This is a genomic window from Vibrio sp. EA2, assembly GCF_033042495.1.
Classification (GTDB): domain Bacteria; phylum Pseudomonadota; class Gammaproteobacteria; order Enterobacterales; family Vibrionaceae; genus Vibrio.
This window is the reverse complement of record NZ_JAWLID010000001.1, coordinates 172,974-196,200: the sequence shown is the minus strand read 5'-3', so window position 1 is coordinate 196,200 and position 23,227 is coordinate 172,974. Positions and strand designations below refer to the sequence as shown.

The 23,227-nt window shown below is 45.3% G+C and carries 18 protein-coding genes; 9 read left to right on the top strand and 9 right to left on the bottom strand.

The window, feature by feature from the left end:
- Window positions 1-81 precede the first annotated feature (81 nt).
- From RXX31_RS00855 to RXX31_RS00835, 5 genes are all read right to left on the bottom strand, one after another.
- Window positions 82-1,905, bottom strand: a complete 1,824-nt coding sequence (locus tag RXX31_RS00855; protein ID WP_317587212.1) for a bifunctional sugar phosphate isomerase/epimerase/4-hydroxyphenylpyruvate dioxygenase family protein — start codon at window positions 1,903-1,905, stop codon at window positions 82-84.
- An 86-nt stretch (window positions 1,906-1,991) separates the two neighbouring features.
- A complete protein-coding gene (locus RXX31_RS00850; RefSeq protein ID WP_317587211.1) occupies window positions 1,992-2,918 on the bottom strand; it encodes an AEC family transporter in 927 nt (308 codons plus the stop codon).
- Between the two features lie 12 nt (window positions 2,919-2,930).
- Window positions 2,931-4,196 carry a TRAP transporter large permease gene (locus RXX31_RS00845; RefSeq protein ID WP_317587210.1) on the bottom strand — a complete coding sequence of 422 codons (1,266 nt, stop codon included), beginning with the start codon at window positions 4,194-4,196 and terminating at the stop codon, window positions 2,931-2,933.
- 9 nt (window positions 4,197-4,205) lie between these two features.
- Complete coding sequence (locus tag RXX31_RS00840) at window positions 4,206-4,697, bottom strand: TRAP transporter small permease (RefSeq protein ID WP_065303400.1); 492 nt, start codon at window positions 4,695-4,697, stop codon at window positions 4,206-4,208.
- A 57-nt stretch (window positions 4,698-4,754) separates the two neighbouring features.
- Window positions 4,755-5,756, bottom strand: coding sequence for a DctP family TRAP transporter solute-binding subunit (locus tag RXX31_RS00835; RefSeq protein WP_317587209.1), 1,002 nt, complete (start codon window positions 5,754-5,756; stop codon window positions 4,755-4,757).
- Between the two features lie 408 nt (window positions 5,757-6,164).
- On the opposite strand from RXX31_RS00835, the gene RXX31_RS00830 reads away from it, so the two are divergent.
- From RXX31_RS00830 to lhgO, 9 genes are all read left to right on the top strand, one after another.
- Window positions 6,165-7,382 carry a LysR family transcriptional regulator gene (locus tag RXX31_RS00830; RefSeq protein WP_317587208.1) on the top strand — a complete coding sequence of 406 codons (1,218 nt, stop codon included), beginning with the start codon at window positions 6,165-6,167 and terminating at the stop codon, window positions 7,380-7,382.
- A gap of 112 nt (window positions 7,383-7,494) precedes the next feature.
- On the top strand, window positions 7,495-8,412 hold the full coding sequence (locus RXX31_RS00825) for a DUF1932 domain-containing protein (protein ID WP_317587207.1): 918 nt from the start codon (window positions 7,495-7,497) through the stop codon (window positions 8,410-8,412).
- A gap of 23 nt (window positions 8,413-8,435) precedes the next feature.
- Window positions 8,436-9,383, top strand: coding sequence for a Gfo/Idh/MocA family oxidoreductase (locus RXX31_RS00820; RefSeq protein WP_317587206.1), 948 nt, complete (start codon window positions 8,436-8,438; stop codon window positions 9,381-9,383).
- Between the two features lie 32 nt (window positions 9,384-9,415).
- Entirely contained in the window at window positions 9,416-10,447 is a 1,032-nt protein-coding gene (locus RXX31_RS00815) for an aldo/keto reductase (protein ID WP_317587205.1), read from the top strand.
- 236 nt (window positions 10,448-10,683) lie between these two features.
- On the top strand, window positions 10,684-12,975 hold the full coding sequence (gene mrcB, locus RXX31_RS00810) for a penicillin-binding protein 1B (protein ID WP_317587204.1): 2,292 nt from the start codon (window positions 10,684-10,686) through the stop codon (window positions 12,973-12,975).
- A gap of 268 nt (window positions 12,976-13,243) precedes the next feature.
- A complete protein-coding gene (locus RXX31_RS00805) occupies window positions 13,244-13,564 on the top strand; it encodes a DUF1840 domain-containing protein (RefSeq protein WP_317587203.1) in 321 nt (106 codons plus the stop codon).
- A 175-nt stretch (window positions 13,565-13,739) separates the two neighbouring features.
- Window positions 13,740-14,627 carry a LysR family transcriptional regulator gene (locus RXX31_RS00800; RefSeq protein WP_317587202.1) on the top strand — a complete coding sequence of 296 codons (888 nt, stop codon included), beginning with the start codon at window positions 13,740-13,742 and terminating at the stop codon, window positions 14,625-14,627.
- Between the two features lie 431 nt (window positions 14,628-15,058).
- Window positions 15,059-16,015: a glutarate dioxygenase GlaH gene (gene glaH / locus RXX31_RS00795; RefSeq protein WP_014233866.1), complete on the top strand. Its 957-nt coding sequence runs from the start codon at window positions 15,059-15,061 to the stop codon at window positions 16,013-16,015.
- Between the two features lie 97 nt (window positions 16,016-16,112).
- Complete coding sequence (gene lhgO, locus RXX31_RS00790) at window positions 16,113-17,348, top strand: L-2-hydroxyglutarate oxidase (RefSeq protein WP_317587201.1); 1,236 nt, start codon at window positions 16,113-16,115, stop codon at window positions 17,346-17,348.
- Window positions 17,349-17,386: 38 nt separating this feature from the next.
- Here lhgO and RXX31_RS00785 read toward each other — a convergent pair whose 3' ends face one another.
- From RXX31_RS00785 to RXX31_RS00770, 4 genes are read right to left on the bottom strand one after another with little or no spacing between them, the layout of a single operon-like run.
- Complete coding sequence (locus tag RXX31_RS00785; protein WP_317587200.1) at window positions 17,387-19,309, bottom strand: iron ABC transporter permease; 1,923 nt, start codon at window positions 19,307-19,309, stop codon at window positions 17,387-17,389.
- Entirely contained in the window at window positions 19,302-20,249 is a 948-nt protein-coding gene (locus RXX31_RS00780; protein WP_317587199.1) for an iron-siderophore ABC transporter substrate-binding protein, read from the bottom strand. The genes RXX31_RS00785 and RXX31_RS00780 overlap by 8 nt, the downstream gene beginning before the upstream one ends.
- Window positions 20,246-21,016: an ABC transporter ATP-binding protein gene (locus RXX31_RS00775; RefSeq protein WP_317587198.1), complete on the bottom strand. Its 771-nt coding sequence runs from the start codon at window positions 21,014-21,016 to the stop codon at window positions 20,246-20,248. Before RXX31_RS00775 ends, RXX31_RS00780 begins: the two co-directional genes overlap by 4 nt.
- 10 nt (window positions 21,017-21,026) lie before the next feature.
- Complete coding sequence (locus tag RXX31_RS00770) at window positions 21,027-23,225, bottom strand: TonB-dependent receptor (protein ID WP_317587197.1); 2,199 nt, start codon at window positions 23,223-23,225, stop codon at window positions 21,027-21,029.
- Window positions 23,226-23,227 lie beyond the last annotated feature (2 nt).

The window sequence follows — 23,227 nt, the reverse complement described above, 5'->3', positions numbered from 1 at the left end:
GTTATTTCAGTGATTCGACAAATAAAAAATAGGTGCTTCAATGAAGCACCTATTTTTAATTCTGATTTATATTTCTAATGTTTAATCATGGTAAGACTGAGATGCCAAGCGAATAAACGCATTGGTTTCGCCATATTTTTTATAGTTTCCTACTCGCTGTAACACTTCAAAGAACAGTCCATTGACTTCTTTTGTGTAGAAATGCAAGAAGCTACCTGTGTCATCCTCTGTGTATAGGATGTTGTTTTCTTTAAGTTTTGCAATAAACCCGTCACTTAAATCAAACTGAGCTTGAATGTCTAAATAGTAGTTGTTTGGTATCTTCAGCTGATAAATTGGCGACAGATCTTTTACTGCCGCGAAAATATCATGACATTGAATGGCAATCTGGTTAATGCTAGCCCCATTTGACGCATTTAAAAAACGCTGAGCAGAGGTCTGCTTCGCACTCGTACTGTTTAACGCAAACTTAATCTTGCCGTTTGGACTGGTAATCGTACGGCTGGTGATCAGACCGTTGATATCTGGCAAGTCGTAGCTCTCTTCCGGAACAAAACCAAAAATTGATTTGTAGAAGAACAAGTTAGACAACAAGGTTTCAGGTGACACCACCTGCCCCATATGGTCGATACGGATTAGGTTGTCATTATAGGCAGCACCATCCGTCAGCGGTTCAAAATCGACGTCATAGAACTTCTCTGCGTGGTTTTGATCAAGCAGATGGATAAGCAGATTACTTGAGCTTTTCAGCGTCGGGATATCCAGTTCATTCTCTTGGCGCGCCTGATAAATCGTCGGGCTATTGTAACGCTTTGCCAGTTCAACTAAGCGGTTTGCGTCCTTCGCTAATACACCCAACGCACAAACAGATTCACCATGCCCTTCTAAGTAACTGCTTGCGTTACTGTTTTTCTCATAGTTGAATACGAAGTTGATATCACCAAGTTGGTAAAGGTCAACATTTTTGCTTTTATGACAATGGGTTTTCTTAAAGCCAAGTGATTCGATGATGTCGGTAAACGGGTTGTTTTCACGTTCTTTTACCGCAAATTCCACAAAACTTATATCACTCACTTCAGGCGCTTCGAACGTGTCACTGCACTGATCTTCGAGCCATTTCAATGAACGAACACCATCAATCGCTTTTTCGATCGGAGACGAAGAACGGAACTCATCATTAAACACTTCATGAGATAAATAATCGTCAAACCCTTTGTCTTTAAGGGCTTGAACAAACTCAATAACCGGGAAATCGCCCTGCCCTGGGAAGCAGCGATAATGACGGCTGTACTGCAGAATGTCCATTTGCATCTTAGGCGCATCAGCCAACTGAACTAGGCCAATTTTTTCAACTGGAATGTCGTTCTTTAACGTGTCCAGCGTGTTACCACGGGCGAACATATGGAATGTATCAAGTACGATACCCAAGTTTGGGTGATCCACTCGCTTAACGATATCCCAGGCGTCATCGTAGTCTGCGATATGACGCCCCCAGGCAAGCGCTTCATAGCTTAACTTCATGTCTTCACGTTTAGCCAGTTCTGCCAACGCATGCAGATCTTCAGCGCAACGGTTTCTATCTGGAGAAGCCAGCGGGTGAACGCTACTGCACATCATTAAACGATCAGTACCTAGCTGATGCGCGAGGTCGATCTTACGCTCCATCATCTTGTATTTCTTATCGCGTAGCTCAGGCGGCAGGCCTTCCATATCGCGAAACGGTTGCAGCACTAAAATCTCCAACCCCAGACTATCAGCGATACGTTTTACATCGCGAGCGGTGCCTCGGTATTGGGTCAAATCATTCTCGAAAATTTCGATTGCGTGGAAACCCGCCTTAGCCGCTGCATGCATTTTTTGCTCAAGCGTACCGGATAAACAAACGGTGGCAATTGAATACTTCATAAATTAACTCCTAGCCAATCAAAGGCTGATATCTCGTATAGGGAGGCGTCAAGAATGGCGTTAACAGGTGCCAGACACTCACCTCACTATGAATTAAACATTGCAACAACAATCGACAGAGATATTCCGGACGCCAGCGTTGTTGTTACAAGGGTGTTTACACAAAACTTTTGTTGATAATAAATCGAACCCAATATTGGGTAGATGGTTAACATAGGTGCGGCAGCAAATATAATCAGTACCGGTTTAAGTGCTTCACTGACTGGAAATAGGGTCAGCAATCCAATCGCAACCATCGGAAAAATAATGAGTTTATTGACGGCAACTAAAGCTGTTCTTGTTTTCTCTTCAAACTTAAATGACTGGCCTAATGCACCACCGATAGAAAACAGTGCTAATGCGACGGCTGTATTAGAAAACCAACCCGCACTTTTTAGAATAAATTCAGGTAGCGTTATATTGAATAAATTAATACTGAGTGCGATAACTATCGAAATTATTATTGGGTTACTACTAATGCGTTTCGCGATAACTTTTATTTGCTCAAATGTGCTGGTTTTTGCGCTATGACTGATTTCCAGAAATAGCAAGCAAAGTGGTATAAATAAAAGATTCTCTACCAAAACACACATTAAAAAGGCTTCAATAAACTGGCCTTCAAATAACGATAACACGATAGGAAAAGCGACAAATGCACTATTGGGCATTCCACTTCCTAATGCATTAATACATGCATCTTTCCAATCAGATTTTAATACTTGTTTACAGATAATCAGCGCAACGCCCATTGAGGCAATACCCGACATCGCATAAACCAGTACAAAGTTAAGTTCGATCGCATTTTCAATGTCCAGTTGCGACAAGTTAATTAAAATAACCGCAGGCAACGAGATATAAAGGACTAACTTACCTATATCCGCATGAAAACCTTGAGAGAAAAAGCGAATTTTTGTTGTATAAAAGCCTGCCGCCACTATCATCGCGAGCGGCAGGAGTACGTCTATCACAGCCATAATGAGTACTTGTTAGTAGCCAAAAAGTTTTGGTAAAAACAGCACGCTTTGAGGCACGAAGGTAATAAAGAACAGCACCAACACCTCTAACAGGAACAACGGTGCTATTTGCTTCGATATTGCCGCAACACCTACTTTAGAGATGGTATTTGCAACAAACAGACAGATACCAAGTGGTGGCGTAATCAAGCCGATCATCAGGTTAAAGATAACTACAATACCGAAGTGAACTGGGTCGATTCCGAAACTCATCGCAATTGGATGGAAGATTGGAATCAAGATAAGCATTGCCGCAATCCCTTCAAGGAATAGACCAACCACCAGCAGTATCAGGTTAACCATAATCAGGAACATGACTGGGTCACTGATCGTGCTGATAATTTGCGCACTGATGTACTGAGGTACACGCGAGAAAGTAAGTAACCAGTTAGCAACGGAAATCACCGCAATCAAAATCAATACGATAGATGAGTCGCGCATTGAACGAATAAAGACTTCCGGCAAGTCACTAATTTTTAGTGTTTTATAGAAGAACATACCAACCGTCAGTGCGTAGAATGCAGCAAAAGCGGCCGCCTCTGTCGGTGTCACTATGCCCAGTAGAATAGAGCCAAGAATGAATATTGGCATGGTCAATGGAACAAACGCTTTCACTAACGCTTTTCGGCGGCTTTGACGGACAACATTACTGCGAATCTTATGGCGTGTTGCGTAGAAATAAACAAATATCGACAAAGCAATCGCAGATAGAATACCCGGTACAATCCCCGCTAAGAATAGCGCTGGAACCGACACACCACTTGCGATTAACGCGTAGATAATCACCGGGATACTTGGCGGAATCATTGGGCCGATAACAGATGACGCAGCAGTTAATGCGGACGAAAACTCTTTGCTGTATCCCTCTTTTTCCATTTGAGGAATAAACACACGGCCAAGAGCAGAAGTGTCTGCAACCGCGGAGCCAGAGATACCCGCAAACATGACCGATGACCAAACGTTCACCTGAGCAAGCCCGCCTCGGAAATGCCCGACTAACGCGTTAGCAAAATCGATAATACGAGTGGTGATACCACTTTTGTTCATTAGCTCACCTGCAAGAACAAACAGGGGTACAGCAAGAATGGAATAGGAATCCAATCCGCTAAAAATACGTTGAGCAACTAAGCTAATTGAAATTGGCGTACTGGTGACATAAAACGACATCGCCAGAATGATTGTGAATACGAGCGGAACACCGAATATCAGTAAGGTGCCCATCAAAGCTATAGATGGCATAGTAAATCCTTATACATCTCTACGTTTTAGACAGGGTGCACGCCCGGTTAGAGCTGATAGATGAGCGGCTAATCGAAGTGATGCTGCGATAAGTAAGCACACACCACCAACCACTAGTGCTGATTGGAAGTAATACATACTGATCCCAATACCCGGTGATTCAATGGCACCGCGCTTCGCAACAAACAAATAACCTGACCAAATCAATATCAATGCACTCGCAAACACTGCTATGTCAGTAATGACTTCTAATATTTTTTGGAACTTAGCCGACTTCACCGAGCTAAGGACTGAGAATTTAATGTGTAACTCATCGAGGTAACAAATTGCTGTGGCAAACATAACGCCGTAAATCATGGCGTATTTACACAGCTCTTCACCCCATAAAATTGAGGTATTGAAAAAATAACGACTGATGCTGCTAAACAACATCACTACAAAGACTGTTAGCAATGAAGTGCCAGCAAGGATAGCCAGCAGCTTTTTGTATCGCTCTATCATAGCCTTTCTCCACAAAATTCCGTAAAGCCCGTGATAGGCTTTACGGCTTACCTAAAATTATTTAGCAGCGTCTACTGCTTGAAGTGCCTCATCGATCCATTTTGAATCAATCGTCGTTTCTAGCCATTTGATAACAGCAGGCTGAGTTTTCTCGCTGAACTTCTCCTTCTGCTCAGCAGTCAGTGACGTTACTGTCATGCCTTTTTTCGCCAGTAGCTCCAGGCCAGCAGCTGAATTCACTTGTTGAATAGCGCGGCTTACCGTACTTGCTACTTTTGCCGAACGGTCAATCAGTTCTCTATCCTCTGCTTTTAAGCCAGTGTAGAAATCGTCGTTGATTAGCAGAAAGTCTGTGCCGTATACATGGCCATCTAGCGTGATGTATTTTTGCAGCTCGTAGAATTTGTTGTTCGCAATAACACCAACTGGGTTTTCCTGGCCGTCTACTACGCCAGTCGTCAGTGCCGCCGGAACTTCCGGCCAAGCAATTGGCGTTGGTTCTGCGTCTACCGATTTCAACATTTCAATATAAAGAGGGGTGGTCATCACGCGGATTTTTAACCCATTCAGGTCTTCTGGGCTGCTGATGACTTTCTTAGAGTTGGTGAAATGACGGAAACCAGTCTCTCCGTACGCAAGGTTACGAAGCCCAGTCTGCTTGAGACAGTGTTCGCCCAACTTTTTACCGAACTCACCATCCAGAACTTCCCATGCAACCGGAGCTGAAGGGAACAAGTAAGGGATCTCAAGCACACTCGCTTCTTTACACAGCTTGCTGTAAGCCCCAGAAACCATCGTCATTGTTAACATGCCTTCCTGAGCTGACTGTAGTAGCTCAGTCTCACCACCCAATTGGCTAGATGGGTAGACATTGACACTGATACGGCCGCCAGATTCCGCTTCAACAAGGTTTTTGAAAACCTGTGTAGCAGCACCTTTTTTAGATGTCGTCCATTCCTGAGAATCAACGTGACCAATAGTGATTTCAATTTCAGATGATGCGGCAGTTCCCGCGTAAGCAAGTGCGAGAGAAAGTGATAATGTTTTTATTGTTCTCATTCTGTGAACCTCCTGTTTCATGGCATTCACAATCTAGCACTCACCTTCAGACGACCTATAATTCATATAGTGAAAGTGCCATTCAATTTTTAGATAAACAGTTAATTATCAATTGAGAACAACAAACATTTAAAGCTCTTTAAATCAATCATTTAAACTAAAACTCATAGAGTTGAAATATTAAATAAAAAAGAAATACCCTCCATTGTATACAATTTCAAATAGGAGATTGACGTCACAATTTATAAACAAGAAAGTAACCTAAACGTTTAGCATTGTGTTTAAACGTGTCTAAATAAATGGAAATCTGGTGTGGTTGTTGTTCAAGCGTTCTCCGGCAAGGGGTTGGCAACGGATTGAATTTCTATGCCACACCGAGCATTACCTTGCTTAATGACAGGCGGTCCTATGTTTAACATTCCCAATATTCGGCACTTGCGCGCCATTTCTGAAGTCGTCAAAACAGGCAGTATCAGTAAGGCCTCAGAGACCGTGTTTCTTTCACAACCGGCTATTACACAAGCGATTTCAAAATTCGAAAAAAGTATTCACAGTGAACTTTTTGAACGTACCAGTGATGGCATGACCCCGACTCCGCAAGGTAAAGCCTTCGCTTTCCGTATTGATAGGGCGTTAGAGCATATAGAGCATGGAATTACTGAGACACTTAAGATCGCCAAGGGACAACGCAAAAGTAACGTTCATCGATTTCTATACAATATGACCTCAACACACCTTAAGGCGTTAGTTGCCGTGTCGGATGGTCAGGGATTTACCGAGGCCAGCCGTTTGTTGGAAGTGTCTCAGTCTTCTGTCTATCGGGCATCAAAAGATCTCGAAGATATCTTAGATGTCACTTTATTCGAAAAAATCAGTAACGGCATAGTGGTGAGTAAAGCCGGTACCGCGCTCGTCAAAGCTTGTAAGCTCGCATTTGTGGAAATAAAGCAAGGAATCGAAGAGATCGATGCACTTAGCGACCGTCATAACAGTGTGATCACAGTGGGCTGTCTGCCGTTAGCTCGTACCTGTTTGCTACCTATTACTATTAATGAATTCAGCCAAAGCTATCCAGACTGCCGGATTCAGGTTATCGATGGCCCCTACTCCGATTTGCTCAACCACTTAAAGTACGGTGAAATTGATGTACTGATCGGCGCATTGCGATTTCCGCTACCGAGTACGGACATTCGTCAGGAAACCCTGTTCGAATCCGAAAACAAAGTCTTTGCACGCCACGATCATCCGCTATCCAAAAAAGCGAATGTCACTCTGCAGGATTTACATCAAGCCAGTTGGGTAGTCTCCAGTGCTAATACGCCAGGACGCAAGATGTTTGAAGACATCTTCATTAATGGTGGATTAGAGCCCCCTTCACGTTTGGTAGAAGCCAGTTCGCAGATGCTTGTAAAAGAACTGATACTGGGCAGCGATCGCCTGTCTGTCCTTTCTCAACATCAAATTCAACGTGAACTGGACGAAGGCCACTTTACGATTTTACCTTTTGATTGCAGCCAGCAATCTCGACCGATTGGCCTTACCATGCGTAAGAACTGGTACGCGACTACGGTACAGACGCATTTCGTATCGCTTCTGCGTAAGAATGGCTTGAAGATGTCAGGCTAATTCGGGCAGCGCTTTCTCAAAATTGAATACCTAATATCATCTTTTGATTATTCGTGTTTTTACCCAAATGTTACAGTCGTTTTCGGTGAAGCAACATATTCGGGTATCAAAGGTGAAAACAACTCGTGCCGCATTTATTGGCTTCGGTGAAGCCGCTCAAGCACTTATCAGCATTGCCGGTGATAATGCACCGGACGTGATCAGTGCTTTTGATATCAAAACACGCGATGAGGCTACACGCGAAGCAAAACTGATGGATTACATCCAATTTCAGGTCAATGGCGCGTTTAACCCAGAGCAAGCCGTTTGTGGTGCTCAGGTTATTTTTTCTCTCGTTACACCTGATCAGGCAAACCAGGCTTTAGCACCGCTTAGTAGTGCGCTGACAGAAAAGCAGTTTGTCGTAGATTGTAACTCGTGTGCTCCTGAAGTGAAAAAACACAATGCTAAATTGGTAGAGTCGCAAGGTGCAGCCTATATTGACGCTGCAATAATGAGTCCGGTAAAAGCGAATTCAAAGCCAATCCCACTGTACATTTCTGGTAAAAAAGCCACTCTGGTTGCACCACAATTACAGTATTTGGGGTTTGATGTAACCGTGATTTCAGAGCAGGTCGGCGATGCTTCACAAATAAAAATGTTACGTTCAGCAATGGTGAAAGGGCTGGAAGCGTTAACAACAGAATGTATGCTTGCTGCTCATCGTGCCGGGGTCGCGCCCTATGTGATTGAGTCACTGGAAAAGAGCTACCCACAACTTAATTTATCGCGATTGGCAGTTTACCATATGGAAAGAATGCTCACCCATGGCAAGCGCCGCAGCGAAGAACTTAAATCGGTAGTCGAAACGCTTGATTCGCTCGGTATTGATACCAGCATGTCGAGCGGAGCAATCAATTGGCATCAACTGATGTCAGATATAAATGTAACTGTCGATAATCAAACGTTAGAGCAGTTATCTAATCAAATTTTGAATACGATGGAGCACTCAGCGTCACCCATCCAATCAAACGATACCCTTACCTCTTAACCAAGTGTAATAAAGGATTATTTATGAAAGTATGTGTAGTTGGTGCAACTGGTGCCTTTGGCCGTAAGCACCTAGATGCCATTCAAAATATCGACGACGTAACCGTATCGGTTATGGTTTCTCCAGAGCAAGACAAGCTCGATGCTCTGATCAGTGAATACGATTCACAAGCGGTGGGTGTAGCGACTCTTGAAGAAGCGCTTGTCCGTGACGATGTTGAAGCCGTTATCTTAGCAACGCCAACTCAGGTGCACGCCTCTCAGGCTATCCAGTGTATGGAAGCTGGCAAGCACGTTTTGGTCGAAATTCCTATGGCTGATAACATCGAAGACAGCTACAAAGTAGTCGAGACTCAAAAGGCAACCGGTTTAGTTGCAATGGCTGGCCACACTCGCCGTTTCAACCCAAGCCACCAATGGATTCACAATAAGATCCAGGCTGGCGAACTAAACATCCAACAAATGGATGTGCAAACTTACTTCTTCCGCCGTACTAACACCAACGCGAAAGGCGAGCCAAGAAGCTGGACCGATCACCTGCTATGGCACCATGCATGTCACACAGTAGATTTGTTCCAATATCAAACTGGTGAAACCGCATCACAAGTTCAAGGCATGCAAGGCCCAATTCATCCGGATCTTGGCATCGCAATGGACATGAGCATCGGTATGAAAGTGCCATCAGGTGCAATTTGTACGCTTTCTCTGTCATTCAATAACGAAGGTCCATTTGGTACGTTCTTCCGTTACATCTGTGATGAGGGAACTTTCCTTGCTCGTTACGATGATTTGTATGACGGCTATGACAACCAAATTGATTTGACGGGTGTTACTGTGTCAAACAACGGTATTGAATTGATTGACCGTGAATTCTTCGAAGCGATTAAGACAGGTAAAGAGCCGAACTCAAGTGTTGGCCAATGCTTGTCAGCGATGGAAACACTGCATCGTATCGAAGAACAGCTCATTTAAGGACAGCACAGCAACAGCTAAGGAATCTTACTATGCAACAACGCAAAATTGGCCAATTTCTATGTAACCCTGTGGGTCTGGGATGTATGAACCTGTCTCATGCGTACGGAACACCACCGGATGAGAAACAGAGCATTCATTTACTTAATAATGCCCTCGATCTTGGTTACAACCATCTTGATACCGCGACATTATATGGAGGCGGTGCCAATGAAAAACTGGTGGCCAAAGCCGTTGGGCATAGAAGAGATGAATATGTGTTGGCTAGCAAATGCGGCATGTTCATTAACGAAGAAGGTAAGAAAGAGATCAATGGCCGTCCTGAAGCGCTGCGTAAAAACATTGAGAACAGTTTACAACGCCTAAACACAGAAGTAATTGACCTCTATTACCTTCATCGCTGGGACAAAACCGTGCCTATCGAAGAAAGTGTCGGCGAACTAAGCAGACTGGTTGAAGAAGGTAAAATTCGTGAAATCGGTTTGTCGGAAGTGTCCGCAGCGACAATAATAAAAGCCGCTCAAGTCCACCCAATTGCAGCGGTGCAATCTGAGTATTCTCTCTGGACTCGCAACCCTGAAATCAAAGTGCTGGAAACATGTAAAGCACTGGGGACTGCCTTTGTCGCATTTAGTCCTTTGGGACGTGGGATCTTGACGGGTAAAATCGATTCTCCGACGAACTTAACTCCTAAAGATATCCGTCGCAACATGCCTCGATTCGATAGTGAGCATTTTGCGCATAACCAGCACCTTGTGACAAAACTTGCACAATTGATCGGGCAAGAGTCTGACGAAGCGTTGAATAAAGCGAGTCTGGCTAGCATCGTTCTGCGCTGGGTACTGGATCAAGATGAGCACATCCATGTTATTCCGGGCACGACCAATATCGACCATCTCACCGAGAATGTTTCGGCAACGTCGGTGAGTTTGTCTAGCGACCTGTTAGAAAAAATGGGACAACTCATCAACAATGACAACGTCTCCGGCACGCGTTACAACGCTGCTCAACAAGTAGAAATCGATACTGAAGAGTTTTCAGCGAGCCCTGCGGTTACCGCATAACTTTCATAGAATTCAAAAGCCCGCTTCGGTGGGCTTTTTGCTTATAACGCCTACATAACCACTCAATAAACCCTTCCCTCTGCTCTTTGTGTTCCTTAATTAAGACTGTTAACGTTTTAATGACATAAGTGAACAAACAACAGGCTACGCTTCACGGCTACTAATAACGTGTAACATAAACAAAAATGCCTGCTAACACTCCAGCTCCACTATTGAAAACACTCTGGTTTCGTCGTTTGATTCAAGTACTCTTCACCGGCGCTGTATTACTCCTTATAGCGATTATTTACTTCGGAGTGCAGTTCAACAACCTGGTCGCGAGCAAGTTTGAAGGCCAAATGTGGCAACTACCTAATGTTGTTTATGCGCGTCACTTGGTGTTAAGCCCTGCTATGCAGGTTACCCAGAAAGAACTGCTCAGTGAGTTACAGCAGCTAAATTACCGTAAAGTTGTACAGCCAACAAAGAGTGGTGAATATAGTGTTTCTGGCCAGACAGTAAGGCTGATTCGTCGACCGTTCGTTTTTCCTGAAGGTGAGCAACCTGCGCAACAGGCAAGCATTCGATTTAGTGGCAAACGCATTGTTAAGATCACCGATGAAACCTCAGGATATGATCTCGGCGTACTGCAGATCGAGCCACAAATTTTAGGGATGCTCGACGGTGACAACACCGAAAAACGAATTTACGTATCCAAAGATGACATGCCAGAGACATTAGTCGCTGCGTTACTTGCCACCGAAGACCGTGACTTTTATCAGCACGACGGTGTATCCCCTGTAGCTATTGCCCGCGCTTTCGCAGCTAACGTTACTGCGGGGCGTAACGTACAAGGCGGAAGTACCTTAACTCAACAGCTCGCGAAGAACTTGTTTTTAACTCGCGAACGTAGCCTGATTCGTAAGATTAAAGAGGCTTACTTAGCGGTGATCATGGATTATCGCTACAGCAAAGATCAGTTGCTTGATGCTTACCTAAACCAAGTCTATTTGGGTCAAAACGGTCAAAATGCGATTCACGGTTTTGCTTTAGCATCACGACATTATTTTGGTCGACCGTTAGCAGAGCTGAGCCTTGATCAACAAGCGTTACTTGTCGGCTTAGTAAAAGGCCCTTCTTATTACAACCCTTGGCGTTACGCTGAACGAGCAAAAGCTCGCCGTGACTTAGTGCTAAAAATGATGGTCGACACTGGCGATCTCGAAGCGAGTGATTACGAACGCGCAATTCAGAAACCATTGTCGCTAGCTGTCCAGGGTAAAGGAAGTACCACTGAGCCTCCTTACTTTGACTACATAAAGCTATCATTGAAAGAGAATGGTATCGACTACAACAGTGGTCGCGGTTTGCGTCTTTTCACGACCTTCGAGCCTAAAGTACAAGGTCAGGCAGAAGCAGCGGTCTACAACGTTATGCCCAACTTAGAAAAGAAAGCAGGCCAGTCTTTAGAAACTGCGATGATCGTTGCCGATAAACGAAGCGGTGCAATCCGCGCGATGATTGGTAGCCGCCAGCCGAATTTCCATGGATTTAATCGTGCGATAAATGCCGAGCGTCAGATTGGATCGCTGATAAAACCAGCAGTTTATGTCACGGCATTAGCACAGCCAGAACACTACGCGTTAGGTACGAACCTCGCGGATAAACCAATTACCATCCAAACACAAAATAATGAGAAGTGGTCACCACGAAACTACGATCGCCAGTATCGCGGTCAGGTGAGCCTCTACCAAGCCCTAGCCCACTCTTACAATGTGCCAACTGTAAACCTCGGTATGGCCATTGGGTTAGATAAGGTAACCAACACCTTGGTGTCATTAGGCGTCAAAGAGACTCAAGTCCCACAAGTGCCCTCGATGTTACTGGGTGCACTGGCACTTTCCCCTCTCAACGTCACTCAGATGTATCAGGCGTTGGGAAATCAGGGTGAAAAACAAAACTTGTTCGCACTTAGTGCGGTGCTCGATGAACATGGGCAACAACTTTATCGTCATCAAGCTCAGCAAGAAAAAGTATTGGAACCTGAGGCGGCTTGGCTAATTGAATATGCAATGGAACAAGTCGTCGAGCAAGGGACCGCGCGTTACTTAAATCAGATCGTGCCTCGCAGTGCTCACCTCGCGGGTAAAACTGGTACGTCAAACCAAGGGCGTGACAGTTGGTATGTCGGGCTTGATAACCAAGATGTCGTAACTATTTGGGTAGGACGCGACGATAATAATCCAGTTGCTTTGACAGGATCGAGTGGCCCGTTACGAATCTATGGTGATTACCTTAAAAAGGCCGGCTACCAGTCAATCGCTCAAACTAAGCCAGAGAAAATAGGGCTAGCAAACTACAGCACAGATAGTCAGGGTGGATTAAGAGAAAGCTGTTTCGGCGAAGTCAGTTTACCTGTTTGGAGTGAAACAGGAGAAACGAGCCCTAACTGCCTGCAGCCTTTGGAAGATGGCCTCAAAGAAATCGGTCGTGGATTAGCAGAAGCACCGAAACAGATTGGTGGATTCTTTAAAAGCTTGTTTGATTAAACAGGAGAGCACTCTCGCTTTCTGCTTGCCCAAAGAATTAGCTCCACTCTTTAGGTAAACTCCGGTTAAACTGGCAAATACCAATCACAGTGAGTAAGTGGTCAGAAATAGCGTAGGTAAAATGCTTGATAACAAGGCAACATTTTTCGATAAGTAGTTACTCTACAATCAAAAATGTTAACGCTGTTATCGAGTATTTTAACAAGCTATATTGACCAGTTATTTACTACGATTGGTATAATATAATTAGGAAAAACCGGAGTAAACCATGCTGATCACCTTTCGCTGTAAAAGCCATGCCAATATCACAATGTTCGGCGATATTGCCCTCGATATGATAAAGATGATGGGACATAGCGGCACTGTGCCCGGTTCGATCTCGGCTCAGGACCTACCAGAATCGCTCGCCAAATTAACCGCTTCGCTGACCAAAGCCGCGGAAGTAGAAAAAAATACCGCCCCGGAAGAAGACGATGATGACGAACAGTCTGAGCCAACAGTGTCGATAGGACGCAGGGCGATGCCGCTTGTTGAACTGCTCAAATCTGCCATTGAGGAGCAATGTGACGTGAGCTGGGACAGTCAGTAAACAAGCGCTAAATATTGCCATAAATCAGACAGAAGCATTAAGACTGTGATCGTAATCTTCTCTTACTTGCTTTTCTCTTCATAATAACCAAAAGTGATTGTAGCCTATATTTCAATCGCCCGAATGTATATTGCATTCTATTTTGTTCGCATCATAAACCTCATGGAAACGTCACGTGGACATCAAACGTCTTCAGTACTTTGTCGCTTTGGCTAAGAACGGCAACTTCACCAAAACTGCCGACCAACTGGATATTGCCCAGTCGGCACTTAGCGTTAGCATGCAAAAATTAGAGAAAGAAATCGGTCTGAAGTTGATCAATCGAAGCAGCAGACAGATTCAGCTCACCTCTGATGGCATGAGATTCCTGTTCCATGCGCGAAGGATTTTGGAAGATGTTGAACTCGCCCAGATTGAAATGGATGAGCTAAAAGGGCTCGAGCGCGGCAAAATCGATTTTGGTGTTTCTGCGATGCTTGGGTCTTATTTTTTCCCTGAAGCACTGTCAGCCTTTAACCAAGCCTACCCTAATATTCGTATTCATGTTCAGGAACACGGCACAGCGACACTGGAAAAAATGCTTTTAGAAGGCGCTTTAGACTTGGCATTTGTCCGTACAGATAAACCCGTTGATCAACTGAGATACGTCTCGTTGTGCCCCGAAGAAATCGTCGCCTGTGTTAATGAGAGCCACCCATTTGCCCAATTATCGAACGTAACTCTGGAACAATTCTGCGAGCAACCGCTTATTCTGTTTCGGGAAGGATATTTGCTGCGTGAAGCCGTCAGTCGTTACAGCCGAAAGCACAACTTAAAACCAGATATACGCTTTGAGACCAACTTAATCGAACTCGTGAAAGCCTTAGTGAAAAAGGAGGCCGGTGTCAGCACATGCCTGAGACGAATAGTGCAAGAAAATGAGCCACTGGTTTGCGTACCGTTTAATCCCGCGCTTAAAGTCGAATTTGGTATTGGCTGGAAAAGCAGCCACTACCTGTCTAATGCATCGCGTGCGTTTTTGAAGTTTATGGAAGAGTGGTATCAACCCAGAAGAATCAAATAGACTGCTATAAAAATGCTCCAGCCGCCTGGGAACGACTGAGAGTATTGTTGTACAGCTAAACTTAACCTCCAATGGGAAACTAACTCTCTGTTGGCTCAAAGCGTTAACCAGAAGAACACCAGCATATAGTTAATAAATTTCACTTCGGGTTACCGTATCCATTCTCTAGTTTTCTGACTGGAACCCACCACCAACTTTAAGATCGAAATCAACCGCAGCGTTTCAATCTATTTTATAGATGGAAAGTATATTTTCGATATATTGAACATATAGGACTAACACTGTTAACCTTTTTGCAACAGGAAAGAGCCACGGATAAACAGGGGGCTCCCCATTAGGCCGCTCAACACCAAGTGGTAGACAAGCAATATCTATCACAAAGAATCAAAAGCTGAACCGGGACATCTTTTGCTGAAATAAAAGGAATAACCATGACACTAAGCATCAAAGACAGCGTAAATTCAGAACTACAAGGCATCACCGTTAACCCACATCCGGTAAATGGCCGTTTGCAGGTGATTACTCTAGGCAAGGACTTATTAGAGAAGTTTAATGATCTGACTTGTGAGTGGGATCTTCAAGCCATTGAGTACAAGCCATTTCTTCGCTTTGCTGTAGCGGAAGCACTGGATAAAGCATCCGACTATCAACTCGGTAAGCTGCTTGTTCAGATTATGGATGATCGTAATCAAGGCGCATTTCTTCTCGAAGCTTGTGATGAAGTACGAGCAGAATATGAAGACACCGAGATCCAGCGTCGTTACTTCGTCAAACTCTCTACGGCAATTTCGCACATGATTGGTCTGCCAAACTTTGATGCCATGTACGGTAAATATTATGCCCGTTTTACTGTGCGTAATGTTGACGACAGTGACAGCTACCTACGTCAGGCTCACCGCCGTATGGAAATGCACAACGACGGTACCTATGTCGATGAACGCACGGATTTCGTATTGATGATGAAAATGGAAGAGAGCAACATGCAAGGCGGCGATTCGCTGTTACTGCATCTTGATGACTGGCAGGACCTAGACAAATTCTATAATCATCCAATGGCGAAGCAAGACATTACTTGGGGCGCGCCACCAAGCAAAAATACCGGTTATGACATTGAGCACCCTGTATTTTTTGAAGAAGATGCAGAAGGTAAACCACACTTCCTGTTCATTGACCAATTTGCGAAACCTAAAAATCGCCGTGAAGGTTTGTACCTGTATGAAATTGGTGAGTCTCTTGAAAATGATCCGAACTGTTTCAATGTACGTGTCAACGTCGGTTCTATGCTGGTTGTTCACAACCACCGTTGGCTACACGGACGAGATAAATTTGTCCCGCACCCAGATCTAAGTCGTGAACTACTTCGCCAGAGAGGTTCATTTTCACGCTAAATGTTACTGAGCCAGGGAACGGTCTGGCACCACCAAACTAAATAACAATAATTAGCCCGTGTGCAATAACACGGGCACTACTATTTTGGAGATTTCAATGGAAAAGCCGTACGACTATGTGATTCTCGGAGGCGGAATTGTCGGAATATCAACAGCATGGCAACTGAAGCAGCGCTACCCAACCGCACGTGTTTTGGTATTAGAAAAAGAATCAGAAGTATCCATGCATCAGACCGGACATAACAGTGGTGTTATTCACGCTGGTGTTTACTACCAACCTGGCAGCCTGAAGGCCCAGTTCTGTCGAGAAGGGGTTGAAAAGACGATCAGTTTTTGTGAAAAGCATGACATACCTTACGATCAATGCGGCAAATTGTTGGTTTCAACAAACCAGACAGAATATGAGCGAATGCAAGCCCTGTATGAACGCTGTGCGCAAAATGGAATTGAAGCAGAGCTGCTTGATGAAGCTGAACTGCGAAAACGAGAGCCGAATATTACCGGCAACGGCGCTATTTACGTCAAATCGACTGCCATTGTTAACTATCGTCTGGTCACGAAGAAAATGTCGGAAGAGTTTAAAGCCTGTGGGGGCGAACTAAAACTGGGAACGGAAGTTCAGGATATTGAAGAAACCGCCGACAGTATTGTTCTGCATTGTCGTAGTGGTAACACTTCCCACACTTACCACGCCCAATTTCTAATCACTTGCGCTGGACTGATGGCCGATCGCATCACCCGAATGCTTAACATAGATACCGATTTTCAAATCGTCCCTTATCGTGGGGAGTACTATCGCTTGCCTGCAAAATACAACCAGATCGTCAACCACCTCATCTATCCAATTCCAGATCCAGACTTACCTTTCCTTGGTGTGCATCTGACGCGAATGATTGATGGCAGCGTGACTGTTGGTCCTAATGCCGTACAAGGATGGAAAAGAGAAGGATATGGAAAGTTCAATGTATCCCTGCGTGATATCAGAGATATGGTGACCTTTGCTGGTTTCTGGAAAGTGAGCTTTAAGCACTTAAAAACGGGGTTAGCAGAAACCTGGAACTCTTGGTGGAAACCTGGTTACCTGAAAATGGTGCAGAAATATTGTCCGATGCTAGAAGTCAGCGATCTCCAGCCTTATCCCGCAGGTATCCGTGCTCAGGCCGTTCTCAAAGATGGTTCACTAGTACATGACTTCCTATTTGCTGAAAGCCCGCGCTCATTGCATGTCTGTAATGCGCCTTCGCCAGCCGCGACTTCCGCAATTCCAATCGGCAACTACATCTGCGATAAAGTGGCTGAAAAAACGGCCACGACTCTCTCGGACGCGGCTTAAAATAAAAGGAGCCGCTGACTAAATAGCGGCTCTGGATATTAGGAGGTAGTTTTACGGTATCCCACCAATAACAACAGCAGGAAATAAAGGCTCCCCAAAATGGAAACGACGAGACCAGCTGCAATTTCTGATGGCGGCATTAGCGTTCGCCCTAGCCCGTCAGCCCAAATCAACAAGATAGCCCCCGTCATACCGGCTGCGGGGATTAAGTGAGTGTGACGATACAATCCGAGTAACCGCGCGCAATGCGGTGCTAGCAAGCCGATAAAACTGATCGCCCCCACACAGGAAATCGAGATGGCGGTAAGAACGCCTGCGACCGCTAACATCAACAAACGATAAGGTTTCAGTGTGATCCCTACCACTTGTGGGATCACTTCGCCTAGTGGAATAACGTCTAAGCTTCTTAATAGCGGAATAGAAACCAACAACGCTAAAACCAACGTGGTGACTAACGGCATAATTGCGTCAGCAGATGCACCATAAACCGACCCGGAGAGCCACATCAAGGTTACCGATGACGTTGTACTGCCAAACGTCAGTAGGATATGCGTTGCCGTACCCGTAAATGCTGATATGACAATGCCAAACAGGGCAAGTTGGGAAACACTCAGTTGCTGATTTATCCCCCAGAACAATAACCCTGTCACTAATAACGCCCCAGCCAAAGCCGCTACCATTAACCAACCTTGTCCGGCTCCGGGAAATATCACCAGTAAACAAGCGATTAATAAAACGGCACTTGTGCTGACACCCGATATATCTGGACTTGCTAATGGATTATTAAACAGTGTCTGTAAGAGCGTTCCACCGAAAGCCAATGCGAAGCCAGCTAACCCCGCTAGCCATAAGCGATTTAAAACCCACCCCGCCCCTAAAGAGCCTGAAGGCTCAGCCCAAAATAGGATCGTGAATACCAATAAAACCGCTAACAGACACAGCGTCCAGATTGGTTTGAGTTTAACCAGTGGTCGCAAACCGATAACCTGCTGTTCGGTGGCTGCAAGCGCACGACCGCTTCGACCGAATAACAATACGAGGAAAAATGGCGTCCCAAGAAATGCGGCAAACGCACCTGTCGGTAGTCGGTACCCCAAAAAGAGCAAACTGCGTGAGCACCACTCTGCACCCAGCACCAGTAACGCACCAACAATGAGTGACACTCCCCAAAGAAGCGCTACATTTCGCCCCTTGCGATTCGCCACACAGATATAACGCGCCAAGTGCGGTGCCATCAAACCAATAAACCCGACCATACCAACCATGGCAATTGCTAATGATGATTGTGCGACCGCTAATGATAAAATCAACCAGCGCCAACGACCTACCGCTACTCCCAGCGAGTGAGCGTGGGTTTCCCCCAATTGAAACAAAGCCAGTTTTGGTAAGACAAATGAAGCCAGCATTAGCGTGACGACGGCTGGAATCCATACCACTTTGAATGGCTCGGCAGAACTTTGCAATACCTGACCACTACCCCACAGGAACAGCCCGTCGGTTTCATGCTCAAAGTAGAGTAAAAAGACAGACGCAATAGCACCTGTCCCTAGGCCGATCGCCATCCCCACCAGAATAACCGGAAGCTTTCCGCCACCAATTAAGCGACTCACCATAAGAACAATCAAAGCAACGAGCACACTGCCAAGAAATGCCGCCCCCCATACAATCAGTAGTCCGCTTTCGGGAAGAAAGACGCGGGTCAATACTGCACCTAAAAGCGCTCCGGATGCGACGCCTAAAGTCGAAGGCGAAGCGAATTCATTTTCCAGAGATGTTTGTATTAACAACCCGGAACTAGCAAGCAAGGCGCCGGTGATAATGGCCATACCGACAGTGGGTAGCCAGATAGCCTCCATCATCATGTCAGACAATGCCGGATCACTCAATGGTGAAATAGTAAAGAGATACCCTGCAACTATTAAGACCATTGCTAATAACGTAGAACTCCAAACTTTAACCATCAGTCGTCTCCTTCCAATTAAACAGCGACGTTGCAAATGCATTTGCCATTCGAGAAATAGAGACAGGCCCGCCAAAACTCCACAAAGGCTCAACATCTGAATAAAGATGTTGTTTAACAAACGGGAGATATGGCCAGACAGGGGAACTTGTCATCCGTTCACTGTCGGTTTGATTACCCGCCAACAATAGATGCGTATTATTTATGTCTGGTAACTGTTCCAACTGCAAGTGAACAAAATCTTTACCCGGTAAAGTAGAATGCCAACTGTAATTCAACCCAAGCTCGGTAGCGACAGAGCCCGCTAGGCTGTCTTTTGAGAACATGCGTAAGCCGTAACCCATCCCAATAAACTTACCGTATGCGATAGATTTATTTTCCATCCCACGCGCCGATAGCCGTTGTCGTAAATCACTTAGTGTCTGGTGCATCTGATCCACCAGCATATCCCCTTTTGATCGCTTTCCAGTTAACGCCGCCAATTGGCGAAAGACAACAATAGCCTGTTGAAAATAACTAAAGCCGGCTTGTCCTACCTGCGGAAACTGCTGGTAAAGTAAGGTCGGTGCAATACCACTTAATGCCTTAATAAGCCGTTGGTGGCGAAAGTCATACCCAACGATAAGATCAGGCTCTAACTTCGCTATTTCAGTTAAGTTAGGCTCTTGTCTCCGACCAATTTCTACCACACCATCTGGTAATTCAGGGTGGTTAGTCTGCCACTTACGATACCCCTTTAATTCGGTGACACCAACGGGAGTAACACCAAGGGAAAGCAGCATTTCAGCGGCAGTCCAATTCAGCGCAACCACTCTTACTGCGGGTTTATCCAACGTCACGCACGTAGAAGAACAAACATTCAACTTTGCCTCACCTGGAGATGGATTCGCTAATATCGCGGCTGAATATAGAAAAACAATAAACAGTAGCCAAGGCTTCATGGTGTCACCTCGGTCATGAGCACTCGCTGATGATCAATATGGTGTTCATTCACTCTGGTCTGATAGACCTGAGTGATTCGCTCTGCAGTAATGACTTCATTTACATCTCCAGCGGATACCATTTCACCATTGTGGAGCAGCATCGCGCGATCGCTGTAATGAAGCGCTTGGTTTAAATCATGCAGAACCCAGATGATCGTTTTATCAAACTCGCGGTTCAGACGACGTACAATGTTCAGCAATGCTTGTTGATGATGAATATCGAGCCAGGAAGTCGGCTCATCAAGCATCAGAATCGGTGTATCTTGTGCCAGGACCATCGCCAGCCAACATCGTTGTAATTCACCACCAGATAAACCTGTCAGCAAGCGATCTCGATATACTTCAACGCCCGCCTCTGACATCGCCCAATCAATAATCGACTGATCATGGTTGTTGAGACCACGATACCAAGGCCGATGAGGATGTCGTCCAAATGTGACTAAATCTTCCACTGTCAGCGTCGAAGGTACCGGATTACGTTGGGGCATCAATGCCATTTTTTGAGCAATGTTCGCGCGAGACTGTTTTGATAAAAGCTCACCATTCAATGAAACCGTACCTGAATCCGGACGACGTAACTGGCTCAGAATAGACAACAACGTTGATTTCCCTGAACCATTTGGCCCAATCAAAGCCGTTACAGACCCTTCGGGAAAGCTGCCACTCATCGGGGCGAGAATCGTTTTCCCTCCAACCTGGAGGGAAATATCGTTAAATTGCAACACAGATTCCACCTTAGAACGTGGCACTGTAGTTAACAGTGAACGTGCGCCCTAAACCATTATGTGTATAAATCGCTTCTGGAGAACTCGAACCATAAAGCATCTGTGAACGCTGGCTCCAGATAGTTTCATAATCTCGGTCTAGCAAGTTCAGGATACCCAAATTGATGCGCCCTACTGGCAAAGCGTAATACGCATTCAGATTAGTCAGGGTATAGCTTTCAAGCTTTTCACCCGCATCATCTTCATATGAAATGAAGCTATTCACTTTCAGCTCCGCGCCATACTCGTAATTATCGTAACCAATCCAGGCACTTCCTGAGCTTGGGCTCGCTGATGCGGCTTCGAGATCAACCCAGTCTCCATCTTCTTTGGTTTCACTGATAACGTAATGGGCTTGTGCACCGCTGTAGACTTCGTTGGTGAACTGATAAACCACCTGACCTTCTAAGCCATAAATACGTTTATCATCATCCGCAACTTGTACCGCATAAGTGGTGCGATCATAGGTGACTGTTTTATCGGATTGAGAATAATATCCGGCGACCTGGGCGTTCCAGTTATTCTGAGCCATACGCCAACCTAACTCGAATGAATTCGTTTTGACGCCTTGTAGCTCAGTATTTGCAACCGATGTTGACGACAACAGATTTGCCCCTTCGCCATACGGCCCATCATATCTGCCCTGACCAAAGAATCTCGCTGGGTCAGGAACATCAAAGCCTTGAGAGAAGTTGCCCCATACCTGCATGTCTTCGCTTAAGTGATACACACTGCCGACATTAAACAGCCATTCATCGTAATCGGTTTTTCCACCCGCAATGCTATCTGGTTGTGTTGTTCCGTACTGCCCTAATTGATACAAGTGCTGTTGCAACACACTGACATGGTCACCCACTTTATGCTCGATATTCTCGTAGCGGAAGCCGCCACTTACCGTCCAATCATCCGTGACATCCCAATCAACTTGGTTGAATAGCGCCCAATAACGGCTATCGATATCAGGATAACGCTGCAGCTTTTGCGTCGGGTTGAAGATCATACCGCCAGAGGAAACCGAGGCAACGGTATCATAAATGGTTTGATCGGCTTCAAACGACTCTTTAGACGCATCCAATCCATACGTCATGGTTAAGCTATCCCAGCTTTTGATCAACGCTAAGTTTGCGCCAAAAATAGACGTTTTCTGTTCAGATGCGCCATACAGTGGATACACACTTCCCGGAAATGGTGAACCAGTCACGCGAGGTAGTGACGGATAAGGGAAAAATCGCAATGACTCATCTCGATAGTAAGCTTGTGCGAGTATACGTTGCCCAAATACGTTGTCATGGCTGTATTGAGCGTTGACCATGACTCGCTCTGTATTTGGCTGCTTGTCTAGCTGTAAACCTTTTCGGGTTTCAATTTGAGAAGGGTCAGTTAAGCCAGCTAAATTAGTGCCTAAATACGTCGCATATTCAGAATCTTGCTCACTGTTGTAGTACTGAGCTGTCACTGATAATGATTGCTCCTCATCAGGCGTAAACTCTACCGTCCCCATAAGATCAACCGTCTCATTAAACTGCATATCGGTTTGGGTAATGTCTGGACGAATGATGTCGCCATTCGCATCATACGCTGCACCACTTTTCGAATAAGCAACGGATGCACGCCCGCGTATCAATTCATTTCCACCAGATACGGCCAATGCAATTTGTTTAGCCAGATCATCACTCGAGTTAAAGCCGGTTTTTGCTCCGATTTTTGTTTCAACTGAGAGTTCTTCATTGGACGCTTTTTTAGTAATGATATTGATAATGCCACCAGCAGCACCAGCCCCATAAACAGACGTCGCTCCTGAAAGCACCTCAACACGAGCAATATTAAATGGGTCTATGCTATCGAGCTGTCGGCTGATACTGCGAGTCGAGTTTAACGATACCCCATCAATCATCACCAAAGCAGAGCGACCCCGTAAGTTCTGCGAGTAGTTTGTTCGGGCATCGCTGCCAAAATCAAACCCTGGAATTAACTCACCCAACGCATTTTTGAGATCCAGCCCCGAGTTAACTGCCCTTTCAAGGCTTTCTTGATCCACAACCCACATGGTTGAAGCCACATCAGAAATTGCCGTTTCAGTACGACTCCCCGTTACGACCATGGTGTCGGAATAGGCCGCGTGGCTAATATTGGCAAAAATAATTAAAGCGAGAGGACTAAACTTAGCCACAC